General features: G+C 72.3%; 13 protein-coding genes and 1 pseudogene. 9 read left to right on the top strand and 5 right to left on the bottom strand.

All coding sequences use genetic code 11. The annotated features are described in order from the left end of the window. Positions 1-283 precede the first annotated feature (283 nt). From AB0946_RS22110 to AB0946_RS22100, 3 genes are all read left to right on the top strand, one after another. Entirely contained in the window at positions 284-1,174 is an 891-nt protein-coding gene (locus tag AB0946_RS22110) for an NmrA/HSCARG family protein (RefSeq protein WP_366762348.1), read from the top strand. Positions 1,175-1,255: 81 nt separating this feature from the next. Then, positions 1,256-2,031, top strand: a protein-coding gene (locus AB0946_RS22105) for an IS5 family transposase (protein ID WP_366762347.1) whose coding sequence is annotated in 2 segments (ribosomal slippage) — positions 1,256-1,570 and positions 1,573-2,031 — 774 coding nt in all. Because the reading frame shifts where the segments join, the coding sequence is not laid out codon by codon here. A gap of 69 nt (positions 2,032-2,100) precedes the next feature. Beyond that, the gene (locus AB0946_RS22100; RefSeq protein WP_366762346.1) at positions 2,101-2,697 is read left to right on the top strand and encodes a hypothetical protein; all 597 of its coding nucleotides are present in this window, start codon (positions 2,101-2,103) and stop codon (positions 2,695-2,697) included. A gap of 35 nt (positions 2,698-2,732) precedes the next feature. On the opposite strand, the pseudogene AB0946_RS22095 reads toward AB0946_RS22100, so the two are convergent. Next, positions 2,733-2,987: pseudogene (locus tag AB0946_RS22095) on the bottom strand (DUF6233 domain-containing protein); the annotation flags it as partial. Between AB0946_RS22095 and AB0946_RS22090 the strand changes: the two are divergent. After that, on the top strand, positions 2,971-3,141 hold the full coding sequence (locus tag AB0946_RS22090; RefSeq protein ID WP_366762345.1) for a hypothetical protein: 171 nt from the start codon (positions 2,971-2,973) through the stop codon (positions 3,139-3,141). The pseudogene AB0946_RS22095 and the gene AB0946_RS22090 sit on opposite strands and share 17 nt — an antisense overlap. 319 nt (positions 3,142-3,460) lie before the next feature. Here the strand turns inward: AB0946_RS22090 and AB0946_RS22085 are convergent, their stop codons facing one another. The 3 genes from AB0946_RS22085 to AB0946_RS22075 all read right to left on the bottom strand — a co-directional run bounded on the left by AB0946_RS22085 (position 3,461) and on the right by AB0946_RS22075 (position 6,116). After that, on the bottom strand, positions 3,461-4,351 hold the full coding sequence (locus AB0946_RS22085; protein WP_366762344.1) for an alpha/beta hydrolase: 891 nt from the start codon (positions 4,349-4,351) through the stop codon (positions 3,461-3,463). A gap of 15 nt (positions 4,352-4,366) precedes the next feature. Next, positions 4,367-5,380: a GlxA family transcriptional regulator gene (locus AB0946_RS22080; protein WP_366762343.1), complete on the bottom strand. Its 1,014-nt coding sequence runs from the start codon at positions 5,378-5,380 to the stop codon at positions 4,367-4,369. 97 nt (positions 5,381-5,477) lie between these two features. Beyond that, entirely contained in the window at positions 5,478-6,116 is a 639-nt protein-coding gene (locus tag AB0946_RS22075) for an HD domain-containing protein (RefSeq protein WP_366762342.1), read from the bottom strand. A gap of 652 nt (positions 6,117-6,768) precedes the next feature. On the opposite strand from AB0946_RS22075, the gene AB0946_RS22070 reads away from it, so the two are divergent. Both AB0946_RS22070 and AB0946_RS22065 read left to right on the top strand, forming a co-directional pair. Then, positions 6,769-9,645 (top strand): BTAD domain-containing putative transcriptional regulator, encoded by a 2,877-nt coding sequence (locus AB0946_RS22070; RefSeq protein WP_366762341.1) that lies wholly within the window; start codon positions 6,769-6,771, stop codon positions 9,643-9,645. Between the two features lie 99 nt (positions 9,646-9,744). Further along, entirely contained in the window at positions 9,745-10,284 is a 540-nt protein-coding gene (locus AB0946_RS22065; protein WP_366762340.1) for a sigma-70 family RNA polymerase sigma factor, read from the top strand. Here AB0946_RS22065 and AB0946_RS22060 read toward each other — a convergent pair. Beyond that, positions 10,268-11,671, bottom strand: coding sequence for a hypothetical protein (locus AB0946_RS22060; RefSeq protein WP_366762339.1), 1,404 nt, complete (start codon positions 11,669-11,671; stop codon positions 10,268-10,270). The two genes, AB0946_RS22065 and AB0946_RS22060, sit on opposite strands and share 17 nt — an antisense overlap. 154 nt (positions 11,672-11,825) lie before the next feature. Between AB0946_RS22060 and AB0946_RS22055 the strand changes: the two genes are divergently transcribed. The 3 genes from AB0946_RS22055 to AB0946_RS22045 all read left to right on the top strand — a co-directional run bounded on the left by AB0946_RS22055 (position 11,826) and on the right by AB0946_RS22045 (position 18,463). Further along, on the top strand, positions 11,826-13,628 hold the full coding sequence (locus tag AB0946_RS22055; RefSeq protein ID WP_366762338.1) for a putative T7SS-secreted protein: 1,803 nt from the start codon (positions 11,826-11,828) through the stop codon (positions 13,626-13,628). 79 nt (positions 13,629-13,707) lie between these two features. Then, positions 13,708-14,001 carry a WXG100 family type VII secretion target gene (locus tag AB0946_RS22050; RefSeq protein ID WP_366762337.1) on the top strand — a complete coding sequence of 98 codons (294 nt, stop codon included), beginning with the start codon at positions 13,708-13,710 and terminating at the stop codon, positions 13,999-14,001. Between the two features lie 70 nt (positions 14,002-14,071). After that, on the top strand, positions 14,072-18,463 hold the full coding sequence (locus AB0946_RS22045) for an FtsK/SpoIIIE domain-containing protein (protein WP_366762336.1): 4,392 nt from the start codon (positions 14,072-14,074) through the stop codon (positions 18,461-18,463). The last annotated feature ends 122 nt before the right edge of the window (positions 18,464-18,585 follow it).

Here is an 18,585-nt window from a genome sequence, read left to right as displayed (position 1 = left end):
ATTCGGTCGATGGCGCCGCCGTGAGAGGCGCACTCGTCGGACATCCGGTGGCACGCCACCAGTACGTACCGGAGCGATGCTTCGGTAGTGAGCAGGCTACGGAGCGGCGCTCCGGTACGTCAACTGGCGGGCGGATGGGGCGTGCTGGTGCGGGTTGGTGCTCCTTGACTACCGGAGCGGTGCTCCGTAAGGTTCACAATGCGGAGCAGTGCTCCGTTACTCTGCCAGTTCGAGTGGATACCACTCCCAGCTGCGCTTCGACCATCGGAGGCCTTTTATGTCCATGGCAAACAACACCGTGCTCGTCACTGGAGCTACCGGGCAGCAGGGTGGTGCCACTGCATGGCATCTGCTGGATGCCGGATGGCATGTGAGAGCGCTAGTTCGCGATCCGGAGAGTCGCGCCGCGCGGGACCTCGCGCGGCGCGGAGCGGAGCTTGTTCGAGGTGACATGGACGACCGCGCGTCCCTGCATGCCGCCGTCGAGGGGGCTTACGGGGTCTTCAGCGTCCAGCCAGCTCTCATTCCGCCTGACTTCTCCGAAAACGAGCTGCAGCGAGGGGTGAACGTGGCAGAAGCCGCACAAGCGGCAGGCGTGCAGCACCTCGTGTATGCGTCTGTCGGCAGCGCCGATCGGGGCACCGGAATCCCGCATTGGGAGATCAAGTGGCAGGTTGAGCAGCACATTCGTGCGCTGGGTATCCCTGCCACGATTCTCCGGCCGGTCATGTTCATGGAAAATCACGCCGACCCGACATACGGCGTGAATGGTGAGCACGCACTCCTCAGGACCATTCCTTTCAATGCCACCGTCCAGCTTATTGCCCTGGAGGACATCGGTGCCTTCGCGGCTCTCGCTTTCGGCAACCCTCAGCAGTACCTGGGCAAGGCGATCGAACTGGCCGGTGATGAACTGACCCTCGACCAGATCGTCGCCGCGATCAGCCGGGCCGTCAGCCGACCCCTTCCGCTTCCAGCGGCCCATACAGAGCTCATCGAGGGGGACTCCGGGGGTGAGCTGACAGGCAGCACGTTTTCCTTCTGCGGCTGGCAGGCTGACATCCCGGTGCTGCGGGCGCAGCACCCGGCTCTGATGGACTTCCCAACGTGGCTGGCACGGGGAGGAGCGTCAAAGATCGAGGCACTGCTCGACCCCACAGGGACCCATTCTTAGACGTCGTTTCTTATGGCGTGATGGTTCGTTGAACCGTGCATGACGTATCTGGTTGAGCGGTTGGTGCCGGACGAGTTATAGGTGCTGTTTCGGCAGGTGGTGCCGGCAACGGAGGTGAGACGCCCGCAGGGTGGTGGTCGGCGACGGGCCGGGGATCGCGAGACTTTGGTGGCGATCATTTTCGTGGCCATGTCGGGCTGCGCGTGGCGGCAGCTGCCGCCGGTGTTCGGCCCTGCCAGGCCCACCGTCTACCGGCGCTTCGCCCAGTGGAGCCGGGAGCGGGTCCGGCGGGTCCGGGCCAGGCTGCACCGGGTCGTCCTGGACGAGCTCGGTGCCAGAGGCGAGCTGGACTGGTCGCGGTGCGCGATCGACTCCGTCAGCGTGCGGGCGGCAAAAGGGGGCCGCTGACCGGACCGAATCCGCCCGACCGCGGCAAGCCGGAATCGAAAATCCGCCTGATCACAGACCGGAACGGACTGCCTCTGTCGCTGGGCGTCTCCGGTGCCAACATGCACGACAGCCTCGGTCTGAAGCCGCTGGTCCGCGGGATCCCGCCCATCCGTTCCCGTCGCGGTCCGCGTCGCCGGCGTCCCGCCAAGCTCCCTGCCGACAAGGGATACGACTACGACCACCTGCGGCGCTGGCTGCGCAAGAGGGGCATCCGCCACCGGATCGCTCGCAAAGGCATCGAGTCCTCGACACGCCTGGGCCGTCATCGCTGGGTCGTCGAGAGAACCGTGTCCTGGCTCGCCGGATGCCGATGCCTGCACCGCCGCTACGAGCGCAAGGCCGAGCACCTCCTCGCTTTCGTCGACATGGCTGCCGCCCTCATCGGCTACCGCCGACTCAGCAGCTGAGCGGGCCCAGGCCTGCTGTGTCGGTGGCAGCCCGTAAGGTGCGCGCAACGTCTCCAAGGAGGAGGGTCCGTGGGATTCTCGGGTCACCTGGTCTTTGCCCGTAGCAAGCGTCCGCTGCTGGAAGCACCCGTGTTCAACAGCATCAGCCACGAGCTGAAGGACACCGTGCATGCGTGGTGGCCGCGACCGGGTGGTTGGCAGACCCTCCAGTTCGATCACGGACTATGGGAGGACGCCTACCTGTCCGCCCTGGTCGGATGGACCGGCGCACCGGCCTGCGTCGCAGACGTCTTCGACAGCGATATTGCCCTCGTGACCGGGCTGGGAACCAACGGGCAGCGTTGGCAGGCGTGGCTCAATCTGGACAACGCTGCGGCACTCCTCACCGAGGAACCAGAGGACCTGGACGACGCGAGCCTGTGGGTGGGTACACCCGAGTTCAACGAGGCTGTGAGGCGCAAGCGCGCGGAGCTCGAGGTGGATGTTCCAGCCGGCGCTGAAGGCGCCCTCGTTTGGGCTGCAGCGGCTGGCATCCCGGCCACAGTGCAGCAGTCCGGGATCGAAGAGCTACTGCGCTCGCGGGACACCTTTGCGGAGGACCTCTTCAGCGTGCTGCTGGACCAGTTGGGCTTTCCCCAGGCCGCCCAGCCCTCACCAGAGCCATAAGAAACGGCGTTTAAGCCGGCGATGCCGAGGGCGGTGTCGGGGCGGCAGTGGCTGCACGCGCTGGTGCCGTCGGCCAGCAGCCGGCGGGACTCGTCCGGGCCGACGGGATGGTGTCGTTTGCCTGCCATGGAGCAGGTGCCCCGGTGGACCTGCACGGGCGGCTTGCCGACTCCGATACCGAGTTCGATGATCCAGTCCGGCGGTGCCGGCTTCGCCCCCCGGCCGCGTTCCTGTTCGGTTTGCCGCTGTACCAGCTGCGCGATCCTGCGGTCGATGCGTGCCAGCCACATCGTGTGCCATTTCCATGATCACGCTCGCTACAGTCGCGTGTGCGACCTCGTCGAGCACCTGGCCGGAGAGGAGCGTGTGCCGAAGGAAGAGCTGCGGGCACAACTGGCGAACTACGCCGGCAGATCGCTGGTTGCCGGCCCACCGCAGGGGTGATCCGGTGCGGGTACGCGGTGCACGACCCGGACCTGCGGGGCCTCAACGGCACGGTCCGCCCTGTGGTGCTGCGGGCTGTCCCGCCGCCTCGCCGGCCGGCCACCCTCCGGCGCCGACTCGGCGGAGCGTCTTGTTCCGCCGGCGGTAGTCGCGCGCCTGGCGTGGACGCCCCGTTTCGTCATCGCCCTCGGCCGGCCGCTGCCCCGTAGCCACCACGGCGTCCCTACCGACAGCATCGTCGCCGCCGCGCCCGACCCTCGTCGACCCCTCGACCGAAGGGAGAGTGACCGGCTCGTCGACCGGACGGCCCGGCCGTGCGTCAGGTCACCCCGCGGCCGGTGCGGCTCAACAGCGAAGCGAGGATCTCGTCCGGGTGTGTCCACACGAGCGCCGTTCCCGCATCCTCCAGGGTGTGGAGCCGTGCGGTGGGGATACGGGCGGCGAGGGAGGCCCCGTGGTCGGGCGAGTGGAACGGATTCGTGTCGCGTCGGCTGTACCACAGGTCGATCGGGACCGAGACGGCGCCGGGATCGAACGGCCAACGCGTCATGGCCAGCACGGTCTCGCGTGCGTACCCCGCGGCGCCCTGTACGAATCCCTCCGCCAGGGCACGACGGTACGCCCGCCGGAGAGCGGGATCTCCGTACACGTTCCCGTCGCCGTCCCCGGCGGCATCCGTCACCACCTCGAACAGCGCCTCCGCCCCGGCAGCGCCGCACAGCATCCGCTCGGTGGCCCGTGGATCGTCCGCCACACGACGCACCAGCACGTGGGCCTCTGGTTCGAGTGCGCCCGCGAACCCAGGATGGGCCAGTTCGTCCGTCCCGGAGACCAGGGACGCACCCATCACCGCCCCGGCCGCGGCGCAGGCGAGCGCGAAGGGTGCGCCCACCGAATAGCCGATGGCCGCCAGGCCGTCCAGCCCTCGGGCAAGAGCGAACTCGCGGACGTCGCGGGCCCAGTCCGCCAGGGTCCACCCGGGCGTCGCGTCGGACACACCCAGTCCCGGCCGGTCGACGGCCAGGAGGCGCACGCCGGCCCTTGCCACGGCCTCGCCGCTCATTCCCAGCCATCGGCCGGTTGCCGAACCACCGCAGAACAGCACCGGCACCCCCGATGCCGGGCCCCACTCGGCCCACCCCATCGTGCGTCCGTCGGCCAGCCGCACCTGCCCCAGACGCTCGGGCGCCGTCACGCCGGTCGTCCTCACCACTCTCGGAGCTCCTTACGGCGGGTCCGCGAGGCCGGTGCTCCGGCCGGCGGCCGGTGTCCGGGCTCGGCGGGGGTCTGAGTGCGTCGTGGCGAACCGGGCTCGGTAGTGGCCCGGTGAGACACCGAGCCGGGCCACGAAGGTGCGCCGCAGCGTCTCGGGGCTGCCGAATCCGGCCGCTCGGGCGCTCGCGGCCACGCTGTGACCGGCCTCCAGCAGCGCCTTCGCGTGGTCGAGCCGTACGCGTTCGACGAACCTGGCCGGTGTCGTGCCGAGCTCGGCGTTGAACAGCCGGGTCAGATGCCTGGGACTGACACCGACGAGGACGGCCAGCGAGTCCGTACTGTGGTCGAGTGCGGGCTGCGCGGAGACCAGGTCGGTGACCGCTCTCAGCGCAGGCGTGCGGGGCGCGCTCACCTCGAGCGGTGCGGAGAACTGGGACTGCCCTCCCGGGCGCTGCATGAACACCACCAGACCGCGCGCGACCTCGCGGGCCAGATCCGCACCGTGGTCCCGCTCGACCAGACAGAGCGCGAGGTCGATACCGGCGGTGACACCGGCCGAGGTGAAGATGCCACGATCCTCGACGAAGAGGGAGTCGGGCTCGACGTGCACGTCCGGGTAGGCGCGCGCGAGCAGCCGGGCGTGGCGCCAGTGCGTGGTCGCGCGGTGCCCCGGGAGCAGGCCCGCTGCGGCGAGGACGAACGAGCCGGTGCAAATGGACACGAGCCTGCGGGCGCGGGCGCGCAGGTGCCGCACGGCCTCGGTCAGATCGGCCGGGATCGGATCGGTGACGAGGAGATCCCCGCCCGAGACGACGAGTGTGTCGACGTCGAGGTCCGCCGCGGCCGAGTCCACGGGCAGACGCGTGCCGATCGAGGTGCGTACCGGCTTGCCGGACGGCGACGCATAGCACAGCGAGTAGCCGGCACCGAAGGTGTTGGCCTCGGCGAACACCTCCGCGGGGCCCGACACGTCGAGCATCTTCACACCGTCGAACACGAGGAAGGCAACACGGTGGACCGCCATGCGGTTGACGGCTCCTTTCCTTGGTCGGCACGTCCGCGGGAAGTTCCCTGATCGGGTGTGCCGGCTGCGGTCCAGGTCACTCGGGCCGAGGGCCGGATCACTCGGGCCATGCGTTCGTCCGGATGATCTGGACGAAGTCCTTGCGCTGGAAGCCGGGGTCGAAGTGTGCGAGGACGTCGTCGTTCATGGTCCCGAAGGTCGTGTCGGGCCGGTCGGCCATGCCATGGTGGAAGGCCTTCAGGATGCGGTTCTTGAAATCCGGCCGCGGGTGGGCGGCCACGACCTCGGCACGCTGCTCCGGGGTGATCTGCTCCAGTTCCAGGCCCAGGACGTCGGTCTCGACGCCGAGCGTCACCACGGAGACCTCGGGAGCGAGGTGGAGGGGAATCTCCGGTGTGGTGTGCAGCGCGATCGCCAACCAGACGTTCCGCGCCTCCTCCTCGCTTCGGCCGTGGTCGCGCAGGAAGGTGTACGCCGCCTCGGCGCCGTCGAGCTCGAAGCGACGGTCCTTCGTGCGGTAGTCGTCCGTCAGCCCGAGGTCGTGGAAGAGGCCGCCGACGTAGGCGAGCTCGGGGTCCACCCGGAGTCCCCGTGCGGCGCTCTTGAGCATCCCCCAGAGGAACACCCGGCGGGAGTGGTGGAACAGCGTGTCGTCGGCGGACTGGCGCACCAGCTCGGTGGCCTCGCGGACCAGGGCGGTGTCCGGGACCGTGATCCCGGCGATCGTTTCGGGCATCGTGCCTCCAAAAGGGAAAGGTTCACAGCGTCTGTCGCTTCCGGCCCAGCTCCACGCTCCCTGATCGACGTTGCGGCGAGAAGCGTCCGAACGGACGCATGTCCCACGGATCCGGACACACGGCGTGCGGCGACGCCGGCCGGCCCCGGTCGGCGTCACACGGGCTGCTGGAGCGGGTCGCCCCCTTCGCACCGGCCTCGGGCCGGTCCGCTGGGCAGCGCCGGGCGCCTTGGCCCTCGGCCCCTCACGTGCCGTGCCGCGATCCGCCGCGGTCTCACCCGCCACACCGCGCGCACCGTCTTCGGCATCGCGTGCTGGACGGGGGCCGGACGAGGTCCGCCGCAGCGGTTCCTGTCATCAACCGGGAAACGGAATCGGGCGCCGCCTCCCTCAGCGCACCGGTCTCCGGCGGCAGAGGGCGATCCGGTCACCGTCCTCGGAGGAGCGGATACCGGAGCGGGCGGGCCCCACGCGTTCGAAGACGATCCCGGCCTGCGACCGAAGCCGGGCGAGGTCGTCATCGACGTCGCGGCCCGGGATCCCCATGCGTCGCCGGGCAGCCGCGAACTCTATGCTCGTCCGCGTCGGCACGCCCCTCCGACGGTCGGGCGGGCCGGTCGTCCATGTCGTCACAGTCGGTTCAGGGGATTCGGTGCGTACACGATTCGCCGTGCTCGGGCCCGTCAGGGCCTGGCGCGACGAGACGGAACTGGTGCTGGGACCGCCCAAGCAGCGCGCTCTGCTCGCGTTGCTGCTGACCGCGGCGGGACATCCGGTCGCCGTCCACGAGATCGTCGACGCGCTGTGGGGGCAGAACCCGCCGGACACCGCCGTCAACGTGGTTCAGCGGCACGTCGGAGCACTGCGCCGGCTGCTCGAACCGGATCTCCCGGCCCGGGGGACGTCACGGTGGCTGGTGCGCGGCTCGGGCGGCTACCGCCTCGACGTGGACCCCGACTCGCTCGACCTGCTCCGCTTCCGCGAGCTGCGGCAGCGGGCGGAGCAGGCGGCCGGAGACGGGGACGCGACCGGCGCCACCGAGCTGTTGATCGAGGCGCTGGCCTTGTGGCGCGGGCCCGCGGCCACCGGGATCACGGCCGAGGTGCGCTCCCATCCGGCCTTCACCGGCCTCGACGCCGAGCATCTGGCCGCCGTCAAGGAGGCGGCCGAACTCGCTCTGGAGGCCGGTGGCGGGCTGGGCGCCCGGGTGCTGGTCACGCTTCGGCAGGCCGCCGCACAGCACCCGTTGGACGAAGGACTCCAGGCCAGACTGATCCTGGTGCTCGCGGCCACCGGTCATCAGGCCGAGGCGCTGGACGTCCACCGGAGCGTGCGCGCCCGGCTGGCGGACGAGTTGGGCGTCCAGCCGGGCCCCGAACTGCAGGCGGCCCTGCAGCGAGTCCTGGGGCGTACCCCCACCGCCTCCGCCGAGGCAGCGGCAGCGGCAGCGGCGCTCGACTCCCCGCCGGCGCAACCGGGTGCCCTCGCCACCGTGCGGCCCGCTCAGCTCCCCGCGGACCTGGCCTCCTTCACCGGCCGGCACAGTGAACTCGCCCGCTTCCGCAAACTCCTGCCCGAGGCCGGAGAAGTGCCGCCGACCGTGGTGATCAACGCCGTCGGCGGCATGGCCGGAGTCGGCAAGACGACCCTGGCGGTGCACTGGGCGCACAGCGTCGCCGACCGCTTCCCCGACGGGCAGCTCTACGTCAACCTGCGCGGTTTCCACCCCAGCGGTTCGATCATGAGCGTGTCCGAGGCGATCCGCTCGTTCCTCGACGCGTTCGGCGTGCCCGCGCACCGCGTCCCCGCCGGGCTCGACGCCCAGGCCGCCCTGTACCGCAGCCTTCTCGCCGACCGGCGCGTCCTCATCGTCCTCGACAACGCGCGCGACACCGAGCACGTGCGCCCCCTGCTGCCCGGCGCGCCCGGCTGCCTGGTCGTCGTCACCAGCCGCAGTCAGCTCTACGGGCTGGTGGCCGGTGAAGGCGCGCACTCCCTGACGCTGGACGTGCTCACCCCCGCGGACGCCCACGAGTTCCTGGCCCGCCGCCTCGGAGCCGAACGCGTGGCGGGTGAACCCGAGGCGGTCGCGGAGATCATCGAGCTGTGCGGGCGTCTCCCGCTGGCGCTGGCCGTCGTCAGCGCCCGCGCCGTCGTGAACCCGACCTTTCCGCTGGCGTCCGTCGCCGCCGAGCTGCGCGAGAGCGAGGACAGCCTCGACGCGTTCTCCGGAGAGGCCCCGATCGCCGACGCCCGCAGTGCGTTCTCCTGGTCGTACCAACTCCTCACTCCCGGGGCGGCCCGCGTCTTCCGGCTGCTGGCCCTGCACCCGGGCCCCGACTGCTCGCTGGCCGCCGTCGCCAGCCTGGCCGGGCTGCGAACGAGCCAGGTACGACCGCTGCTGGCCGAGCTGGTGCGCGCGCACCTGCTCTCCGAGACGCTGCCGGGCCGCTACGGCTGCCACGAACTGCTGCGCGCCTACGCCGGCGAGCTGGGCCGGGCCGAGGACGGCGTACCGGATCTGGAAACGGCCCGGCGCCGGCTGCTCGACCATTACCTGCGCGGCGCGCACGCGGCCGACTGTGCCCTCGCGCCCAGCCGCGAGCGCATCGCGCTGCGCCCCCACCTGCCCGGTGTGACCGTCCCGCGCCTGCCCGACCAGGCGGCGGCGGCCGACTGGCTGGAGACCAACGGGTCCGTCCTGCTCGCCGCGATCGAACAGGACGCGCGGCACGGCAGCGGTGAGTACAGCTGGCAGCTGGCCGCGACCCTGGACATGCACCTGGACCGCACAGGCCGCCGGCAGGAACAACTCGCGGCCCAGACATTCGCCTTGGGAGCGGCCCAGCGGCTGGGCGACATCCGCGGCCAGGCGCACGGGCACAAGGCCCTCGGCTTCGCCTGCGGTCGCATGGAACGGTGGGACGAGGCCGACGCCCATCTCGCGCGCTCGCGGGAGCTGTTCGCCGAGATCGGTGACCGGGCCGGTCAGGCCAGGGCCCATCGCCACTCCGCCTTCCTGGCCAACCGGTGCGGACGGCACGAGGACGCCCTCGCCCATTACGCCGATGCCAGTGCCCTCTACCGCGCGGCCGGATGGCGCAACGGCGAGGCGAACGTCGCCAACGAGGTGGGGTGGACGTACGTCCTGATGGGCAGGTACGCAGACGCCCTGCGGGAATGCGGCTGGGCGCTGTCGGTCCACCGGGAGGCCGGTGACCGCAACGGCGAGGCCGCCGCCTGGGACAGTCTCGGGTACGCCCACCACCACCTGCACGAACACGACCGGGCGCTGGAGTGCTACGAGCACGCGCTGGAGCTGTACCGGGCGATCCGCGACCGCTATCTGCAGGCCGACACGCTGGTGCACATCGGCGACACCCACCGCGCGGCCCGCCACGGCACCCGGGCCGCGCTCGCCTGGCGCGAAGCACTCGGCATCCTCGAGGACATCGATCACCCGGAGGCCGCGCACGTCCGCGACCGGCTGACGGACCTCGCCGTACCCGGGCGGTCCGGGCGTCAGTAAACCGTCAGCGTTCCGGAAGCGGGCCCTGCCTACGCTCCCCGCGCTCCGCTCCATCAGGTGCGGCAGCCGCGTACGGCATTCCCCTTCAGGAACTGGATCATGACCACGACCACTGACGTGGCCGCCACGTCGGCCGAGCAGCGCGACGAACTGCTGCACACCCTGGTGTCCGACCACGCGAAGGCGTTGCTCGCCTACGCGGAGAAGCTGCTGAGAGACCGCCACCTGGCGGAGGACATCGTCCAGGAGACCCTCATCCGCGCCTGGCCGCACACGGAACGGCTCTACAGCACCGAGGGATCGGTACGCGGCTGGCTGCTCACCGTGACCCGCAACCTCGTCGTCGACCGCATGCGCAGCGCGGCCGCCCGGCACGAGACCATCGGCGCCGACGACCGGGACGTGCCCCTGCCCGACCACTCCGGCGCCGTGCTGACCTCGGTCGAGGCGGCCGACCTGCTGCGGCAGCTGTCCCACGAGCACCGGGAGGTCCTGCTGCACACCTGCATGTACGGCAGGACGGCCCAGGAGACGGCCCGCATCCTGGGGATACCCGCGGGCACCGTCAAGTCCCGCCGGCACTACGCCCTGAACACCCTGCGCGCCAAGGCCGGACACGGGCTCAGGCCGGAACGGTGAGCCGCATGTCCAGCACCGGGATCTCCACACGGCCGCCGGCGTCGGTGTGCCAGCGCCAGTGCGCGCCGTCGGCCTCGCCGCAGACCAGTCCGGTCCATCCGGCACCGCCCGGCCCGCACAGGGCGGCCAGCTCGGCGGCCTCCCGCTCGCCGGGCGTCCCGGTCACCACCACCAGGCCCCGCACCGGTCGACGCGCCCCGCCGGCGCGCAGTGTGCCCCGCCCCGTGGCGGGCGCCGTCGCGGCGGGTGCCTCGACCCGGGGAAGCTGCCGCAGACCCGCCGGCACGGTGAGCGGCGGGGCGCCGTCCACCCCGCGCAGCACGGTCACCGGCGTGTCGGGCCTGGTGCGTGCGATCTCCGCCAGCAGGTTCTGCACGACGTCCCGGGCCACGCCCTGGTCACCGCTGACGCTGAGGACGCCGTCCAGCCGGCTGAGGTCCACGAACACGGGTTCGTCCGCGTCGTCCGTGCCCGCGCGGACGAGGCAGGCCGCGCCGGTCGACGCCTGCGTCGTCGTGCCGGTGTCCTCCCTGCCGGTCGGCCGGCCCACGGCGCTCGCGGGGCGGCGCCAGCGCGTGCCGTCGATGTTCGTCCACGGAGCGTCGGCCGTGTCCGGGGCCGCCAGCCACACCGTCACGCCCGTGCCGTCGACGCGCAGCGCGTGCACCGGCTTCTCGGGTCGCTGTCGGGTAGGCCCGAACTCCGCCAGGGTGCCGTAGGCGCGTCGTACCGATTCCACGTCCGCGGCGAACCGGCGTCCGGTCGCCCGGCGTTGCATGAGCCGCCTCTTGCGCCGCATCGGCTCTCCCAGCCTGTGGACCCCGCGCACCACGGCGCGGTACCAGGTGCGCACCTTCCGCCTGCCCACGATGCCCGCCGTGATCAAGGCGAGCAGGATCGCACCGAGTACCGCGACGGCCGCGGCCAGCGGAATGGTGAACATCGTGGACGCCTGCCGTCCGGCGGCCGGGGGAGCGGCGGCGGCCCGGGCCCCGGTGTCGCGGGCCAGCCGGACGTCGGGGCCCGCGGCGTCCTGCGGCAGGCGCAGGATCCAGCCGGGGTGCAGCGGGGCGTCGGGGGCGTTGAGCGCCCCGCCGTCCTTCTGCGCCAGACCGCGGTTGAGGTCGAAGATCTCGCCGGAGCGGGCTGTGTCGCCCAGGGTGGCCGCGGCGATCGACTGGAGCGTGGCGAGCTGCCCACCGGTCTGTGCGGGGTCCGGTACCAGGAACACCTTGACCAGGTCGTCCCCGGGCGCGGCGTGCGCGGGAGCGGTCGCGCCCAGTGCCACCAGGCAGGCCGCCAGCAGCGCCGCCAGGACCTGCAGAAGCGTTCGTGCCTCAGCGGTCGCCGGCCTGTGCCCGGACCCGCGGTCCGCGCCGTTGCTCATCGTGTCCACCCATGTCCTCCGGGGTCGCGTTGCACCGACTACACGGAGCCGCGCGGTGAAAACGTTCGACGCGAACTCCGGTTCGAACCCTTCGGCAGGCCCGGCCCGTGTATCTGGCGACCACAGCTCACACGCACCGCAGCGGGGGATCGCAATGGCACGTAGGCACTCGAGTCCCGAGGACTTCCGGCTCGTCGGCATGGACTCGGACCCGACGCCCGGCAACCCCGACCTGATCCAGGGCGTGATGCAGCGGTACCGGGACATCGGGGACGCTGCCGAGAAGGCGCTCAACGTCCTGAAGAAGGACGGCACGATCTCGCGGGGCCGCGGTTCGGCGATGGACCAGCTGAAGCAGAAGATCGGCGACGATCTCCCGGTCAAACTGACCAAGACCATGACCTCCTACCACGACGCGGCCCAGGCCTACAGCGACTACATGCCGCGGCTGCGCGAGGCCCAGGACACCTTCGACCGGGCGGTGGACCAGGCCCGGGCCGCCGCACCGCAGGCCAATCAGGCGCCCAAGGAGCTCGGCGCGAACCCGACGGACCAGGAGAAGTCCGAGGCGCGTCGGACCCAGGACGCCATCGACGCCGGCAAGGCCGAGCTGAGCGCGGCCAGGAGCCTGGCCGAACAGGCGAAGTCGATGCGGGAGAGCGCGCAGCGGCAGTGCGCGGACGTGCTGGACCGGGCGGCCGGGGAGGCGATCCCGGAGCGGAACATCTTCCAGAAGATCGCCGACTTCTTCAAGGACTTCCCGTTCGTCCAGATCCTGCTGGCCGCCCTCATCGCCGTCGTGGCCGTGTTCTTCCCGGTGGTCGGCGCGCTGCTGGGCGGGGCGCTCTTCCTCTTCAACCAAGTCGTCGCCAGTCAGACCGGCGGCCTCAAGGCCGGTGACTTCGTCGTGGGCCTGCTGGGGATCATCCCCGGCGGCTCGCTGCTGAAGCTGGGCGGCCGGGCCGTCGAGGCGATCGCTCCGGCCGCCGTGGCCGCCGTGAAGAACTCGGGGTTCATCACCAAGAGCACCGCGTCGATCACCGGGATCCGTGAGTCCTTGGCCAACAGCAAGGTCGTCGGCGGCATTCTCGCCAACCCGGTCGGCAAGGTCACCACGGAGGTCACCGGTAAGTTCCTCGCCAACTCGGCGCTGGAGGCGGGAGCCAAGGCGGCCAACCACGACAAGATCACGGCCGCCGGTGTGTTCGCCGGGGCCGCGGCCGGAGCCGCGGCCGGGGCCGCCTTCAAGGGGGGCGTCGGCAGGATCGGCAAGGGCCGCGGGAACCCTGCGGTGGAGGAAGGCAAGGGCGGCCGGTTCGGCGACACGACGGCACCCGCGGCCGGTGACACGGTGGGCAAGCGGGCCGCCGACCAGGTCGGCGGCTTCGTCGAGGAGGGAGCCACCCTCGGCACCAAGATCGGCGTGGGCGTCGCGCAGGGCGGTGATCCCCACGAGGTCGCGGCCGGCGAGATCGCCAACTCCGCGCCGAAACTGGGCGCGGGGCCGGTCGGGAAGGCAGGCCTCGGCCGCACGATCGACGGCCTCGCCGGCAAGATCCCCGTCAAGGGCAGCCCGAGGCCGTCGGCCGGCCCGGCCGTTCCTCCCGCCGCGCACCCCTCGGCGCCGGATCCGGCGCAGGTGCCTCTCCCGCCGTCGCCTACCGGTTCGCGGCCGTCGACTCCGGCCGCGGTGGATCCGGCGCAGGTGCCTCTTCCGCCGTCGCCCACCGGTTCGCGGCCGTCGACTCCGGCACCCGTGAATCCGGCGGACGTCCCGCTGCCGCCCTCCCCGGCCACCGACTCCCCGGGGCGGCCCGCGGTCCCGCCTGTCAGCACGTCCGACGCGCAGTCGAACGCCGGCAGTGAGTCGCCGTCGCCGTCGCCGTCCCCGTCCGGCGACGGATTCGTCACGGCGCCCACGAGCCCCTCGGACAGCCCGGAGTCCGGCAGCCGCTGACACACCGCCGGACGTCCGCGCACCCAGCCGTCCGTCCCGACCGGGACGGTTCGCACCGCAACCAGCAAGGAGCACCTCCATGCCCAACTACAGCGTCAACTCCGACACGACGTCCTCCACCTCGCAGGCCCTCCTCAACGACTTCTCCCAGTTGCAGGACAAGCTCAACGAGGTCAAGGGCAAGATCTCCAACCTGCTCGCCGACGGCTACAGCACCCCGGCCGCCCAGCAGAAGTTCTCGCCGTTCTTCGACGAGTTCGCCAAGGGCTTCGAGCAGGTCAACCAGGGCCTGCAGGGCATCGGCCAGTACGTGAGGTCCGTCGGCGAGGCCTTCGACCAGACCGACAGCCAGCTCGGGTCCAACCTCTCCTGACCCACCGGCTCGGCTCGCCGCCACGGCGGTCGGTGCCGCACCCACCTCCACACGAGAAGGACGATGAGCAGTGCGATTGACCGTCAGCGTGCGTGACCCGCAGGTCGAGGGGGTGTCCACCACCATCGCAGTGGAAACCGAACCGTCCGCGCGATCGGGCAGGTTCGCGGCCGAGCTGGCCCGCGCCGTCGGATACGCCGGGGCGACGGCGGGGGAGCCGCCCCTGTACCTCGGCCCGACCCCCGTCGATCCGCACACGACGCTCCGGGACGCCGGTGTGCGAGACGGCATGGACCTCGGGCTCGGCGCTCCCCTGCCCAGGGAGCCCGAACCCGAGGGCCGCACCGAGGTCCGGCTGGTCTCCGGCCCCGGCGCGGGGACCGTCTTCCGGCTCGTCCCCGGCGACTACGACATCGGCAGCGGCACGAACTGCCGGGTCCGCCTCGCCGAGGGCGCCCCGCCGCTCGCGGCCCAGGTGCGGGTCCGCCTCGACGGCAGCGCCGAACTGCTCATGACCGACGGCGCGTTGCTCGACGGCAAGCCCGCGCGCAGCCCCGCGCCATGGCGGGAGGGCAGCCAGCTGGCCGTCGGTGACATCCTGCTGGAGCTGACCTCACGCCCGACCGCCCGCGCCCCCCTGACCCCCGCCCAGGACGGGCTCGGCCTGGAGTTCAACCGGCCGCCGAGGTTCCTGCCACCGGCCGCGGGCGCGAAGTTCCGGCTACCCGCCCCGCCGGTCAGACCCGACAAGCGCCCCATACCGCTGCTGCCGATCCTGCTGCTGCCCGCCGGCAGCGCCGCGATCGCCATCTTCGTCACCCACCGCTGGTCCTTCGTCTTCATCGCCCTGCTCTCGCCGATCGCCGCCCTGGTGACCCAGTTCGGGGGACGCAAGCAGGCGATGCTCAAGTACCTGGAGCAGAAGGAGGAGTACGAGCGGACCCTGGCCAGGGTCCGCGCGGACATCGACGCCGCCGTGCTGGAGGAACAGCACCAGCTGCGCCAGGCCCTGCCCGATCCGGCCGCCCTGATGCAGATGGCGGCCCGGCCCTCCGAGCGGCTGTGGGAACGCCGCTGGCAGGACCCCGACTTCCTGTCCCTGCGCGTCGGCACCACCGACCTGCCCTCGGCGACCAGCGTCGACGACCCCCAGCAGGACGAGCACCGGCGCAACACCGTGCCATGGCTGAACCAGGTCCCCGTCGCCGTGCCGCTGCGCCGGGCCGGGGTCGTGGGCGTCGCCGGGCCGGGAGCGACCCGGCTGGCCGGCTGGCTGGCCGCCCAGGCCGCCGCCCTGCACGGCCCCACCGACCTGCGGATCGTCGTCCTCGCGGGCCCGGACGGGGAGGGCGACTGGTCCTGGACCCGCTGGCTGCCCCACACCCAGGCCCAGGGCGAGGACGCCTACGCCCTGATCGGCACCACCGCGGACTCCCTGGCCCGGCGCATCGGCGAACTCGGCCAGCTCGTCGCCTCCCGCCTCGCCGCCGGCCCCGACGTCACCCGAGGCGGAGCGAACGGCTACCCCGACGTCCTCGTCGTCCTGGAGCAGGCGCGCCGGGCCCGCTCGCTGCCAGGAGTGATCGCGCTGCTGCGCGACGGCCCGTCCGTCGGCGTCCACACCATCTGCATCGACCGCGAGGAGCGGCTGCTGCCCGAGGAGTGCGGTGCCGTCGTCGTCACGGGCGCGGACGCCACCACCGTCAGGGTGCGCACCGGTTCCGGCGCGGCGCTGGACAACGTACGCGGCGACTCGCCCGAGCCCGACTGGTACGAGCACTTCGCCCGTGCGCTGGCCCCGTTGCGCGGGGTCGGCGACAGCGACGAGAGCGCTCTGCCCGGCTCCGTACGCCTGCTGGACCTGCTGACCCTCGAACCGCCCACCGCCGAGGCGGTGGTGGCGGGCTGGTCGCTCGGCGGCCGCAGCACCAGAGCGGTGCTCGGCGTCGGTTACGACGGTGAGTTCGCCGTCGACCTGGTGCGCGACGGCCCGCACGCGCTTGTCGCCGGTACCACCGGTTCCGGCAAGTCCGAGCTGCTGCAGACGCTCGTCGCCACGCTCGCGGTGGTCAACCGGCCCGACGAGATGACATTCGTGCTGGTCGACTACAAGGGCGGCAGTGCCTTCGCCGAGTGTGCCGACCTGCCGCACACCGTCGGCCTGGTCACCGACCTCGACACCCGGCTGGTGGAGCGCGCGCTGGTCTCCCTCGGCGCCGAGCTGCGCCGTCGCGAGACCCAGTTGGCCCAGGCCGGTGCGAAGGACATCGAGGACTACCTCGACAAGCGCTCGCGCAGCGGAGACGTGCTACCTCCGCTGCCCCGACTCCTGCTGGTCATCGACGAGTTCGCCTCCATGGTGCGCGAACTGCCCGAATTCATCTCGGGGTTGGTGAACATCGCGCAGCGGGGCCGTTCACTCGGCATCCACCTGGTGCTGGCGACCCAGCGGCCCGGCGGCGCGGTGACCCCCGACATCCGTGCCAACACCAACCTGCGCATCGCCCTGCGCACCACCGACACCAGCGAGAGCCGCGACATCATCGACGCCCCCGACTCCGGGGACATCTCCCCGGCCAACCCCGGCCGGGCCTTCGCCCGGCTCGGTCCCTCGGCCCTCCTGCCGTTCCAGTCGGGCCGCGTCGGCGGCCGCCGCCCGGGCGGACAGACCCCCGACGGGACCCGGACGGCCGTCCGCGCGGAGCCCGTGACCTGGCAGAACCTCGGCGGTCCGCTGCCCAGTGCCCGGTCCCGGGGCGGCTCGGCAGCGGCGCGGACCGAGGCCGTCACCGACCTCGCCGTCCTCGCGGGCGCCGTGGCGCAGGCGGCCCGGATCGCCGGCGTACCGCGCCAGCCCAGCCCCTGGCTGCCGCCGCTGCCCGGCATGCTGCCGTGGACGCCGCCGCCCGCGCCCAAGCCCACCGCCGAACGCGAGGCGGCCCTGCCGGCCGTGGAGTACGGCATGGTCGACCTGCCCTCCCAGCAGACCCGCGCCCCACTGGTCCTCGACCTGGACCGGGCCGGGCATCTGCACATCGTCGGCTCGCCCCGCAGCGGACGCTCCCAGACCCTGCGTACGCTGGCCGCGGCACTCGGGCAGGCGCACGGCGCCGACGACGTCCACCTGTACGGCATCGACTGCGGCAACGGCGCACTCAACGCCCTGACCGCGCTGCCGCACTGCGGGGCGGTCGTCGACCGCAACCAGACCGAGCGCCTCGGCCGGCTGCTGGACCGGCTCGGCGCGGAACTCACCGCGCGCCAGAGCATCCTGGGCGCCCGGGGCACGGCCGACCTGACGGAACTGCGCGGGACCCAGGCCCCGGAGGAACGGCTCGCCCACATCGTGCTGATGGTCGACCGGTTCGAGGTCTTCGAGCGGGAGTTCACCTCGTACGACAACGGCAGCTACCTGGAGCGCCTGAACCGGCTGCTGCGCGACGGAGCCGGTGTCGGCATCCACGTCGTCCTGGCCGGTGACCGGGTGCTCGGCAGCAGCCGCTTCTCCGGCACCACCGAGGACAAGATCGTCCTCCGGCTCAACGACCGCCAGGACTACTCCAGCGTCGGCATCCCCGCCAAGTCCGCGCCGTCCGACCCCGCACCCGGACGCGGCATCCGCACCCAGGACCTGAGCGAGGCGCAGATCGCGGTGCTCGACGAGGACCTGTCCGGCAGCGCCCAGGCCGAGATGCTGGTCAGGCTCGGCAGGGAGCTGACCGAACGCGAGGCCCGGGTACCGGCCGCCCGTCGCCCGATCCGCCTCGACGTGCTCCCCGACCGGATCGCCTACGCCGACGCCCTTTCGCTGCACACCGACGGCGGGCCGATGCGGCCCCTGGTGGCCGTCGGCGGCGACACCCTCACGTCACTCGGCCCCGACCTGGCGGACGTGCCGACCTTCGTGTTCGCCGGACCGCCGCGCACCGGCCGCAGCACCGCCCTGCTCACCGCGGCGGAGTCGCTGCTGGCCGCCGGGACCGGCCTCATCGTGCTGGCGCCGCGGCGCTCACCGCTGCGGCGACTGGAGGGCCGGCCCGGCGTCGCCGTCGTCATCACCGACGCCGAGGTGACGGCGGAGGAGTTCCGGCGTGCGCTGGGCAACGTGCCGCAGGAGCACGGCGTGATCGTCGTGGACGACGCCGAACTGTTCATGGGCGCCGAGATCGACCCCGACCTCGCACTGCTCGCCCGCGGCGGCGCCGGCACCGGCTGGGGTGTCCTCGTGGCCGGCAACGCCGAGTCCCTGTCGCTGAGCCTGGCCGGCTGGATGGGGCAGGTGAAGCGCAACCGCACCGGCATGCTGCTGTCCCCGCAAGGGCTGAGCGACGGCGAGGTCATCGGGGTGAAGCTCACCCGGGGCGTCGTCGGTCTGGCCCCGCAGCCGGGCCGGGGCCTGCTGCACCTGGGCGACGGAACCCTGCGGACGGTCCAGGTGCCCCTCCTCGAAGGGGAACGCTGAGGCCACAAGCCCGACAGGAGGGGGGGGGGGGGCCCCCCGGGGGGGGCGCCCCCCCGGTTGGGCCCCGCGGCCCGGGCGAGGGGGGCGGCCCCGGCGAGCCGGGGCCCCCGGCGCCGCCGGGG

Origin of the sequence: Streptomyces sp. NPDC046870, assembly GCF_040704595.1 — a bacterium.
GTDB lineage: Bacteria > Actinomycetota > Actinomycetes > Streptomycetales > Streptomycetaceae > Streptomyces > Streptomyces argyrophylli.
The sequence above is the reverse complement of the archived record's forward strand: the minus strand, read 5'-3'. Positions and strand labels throughout refer to the sequence as shown.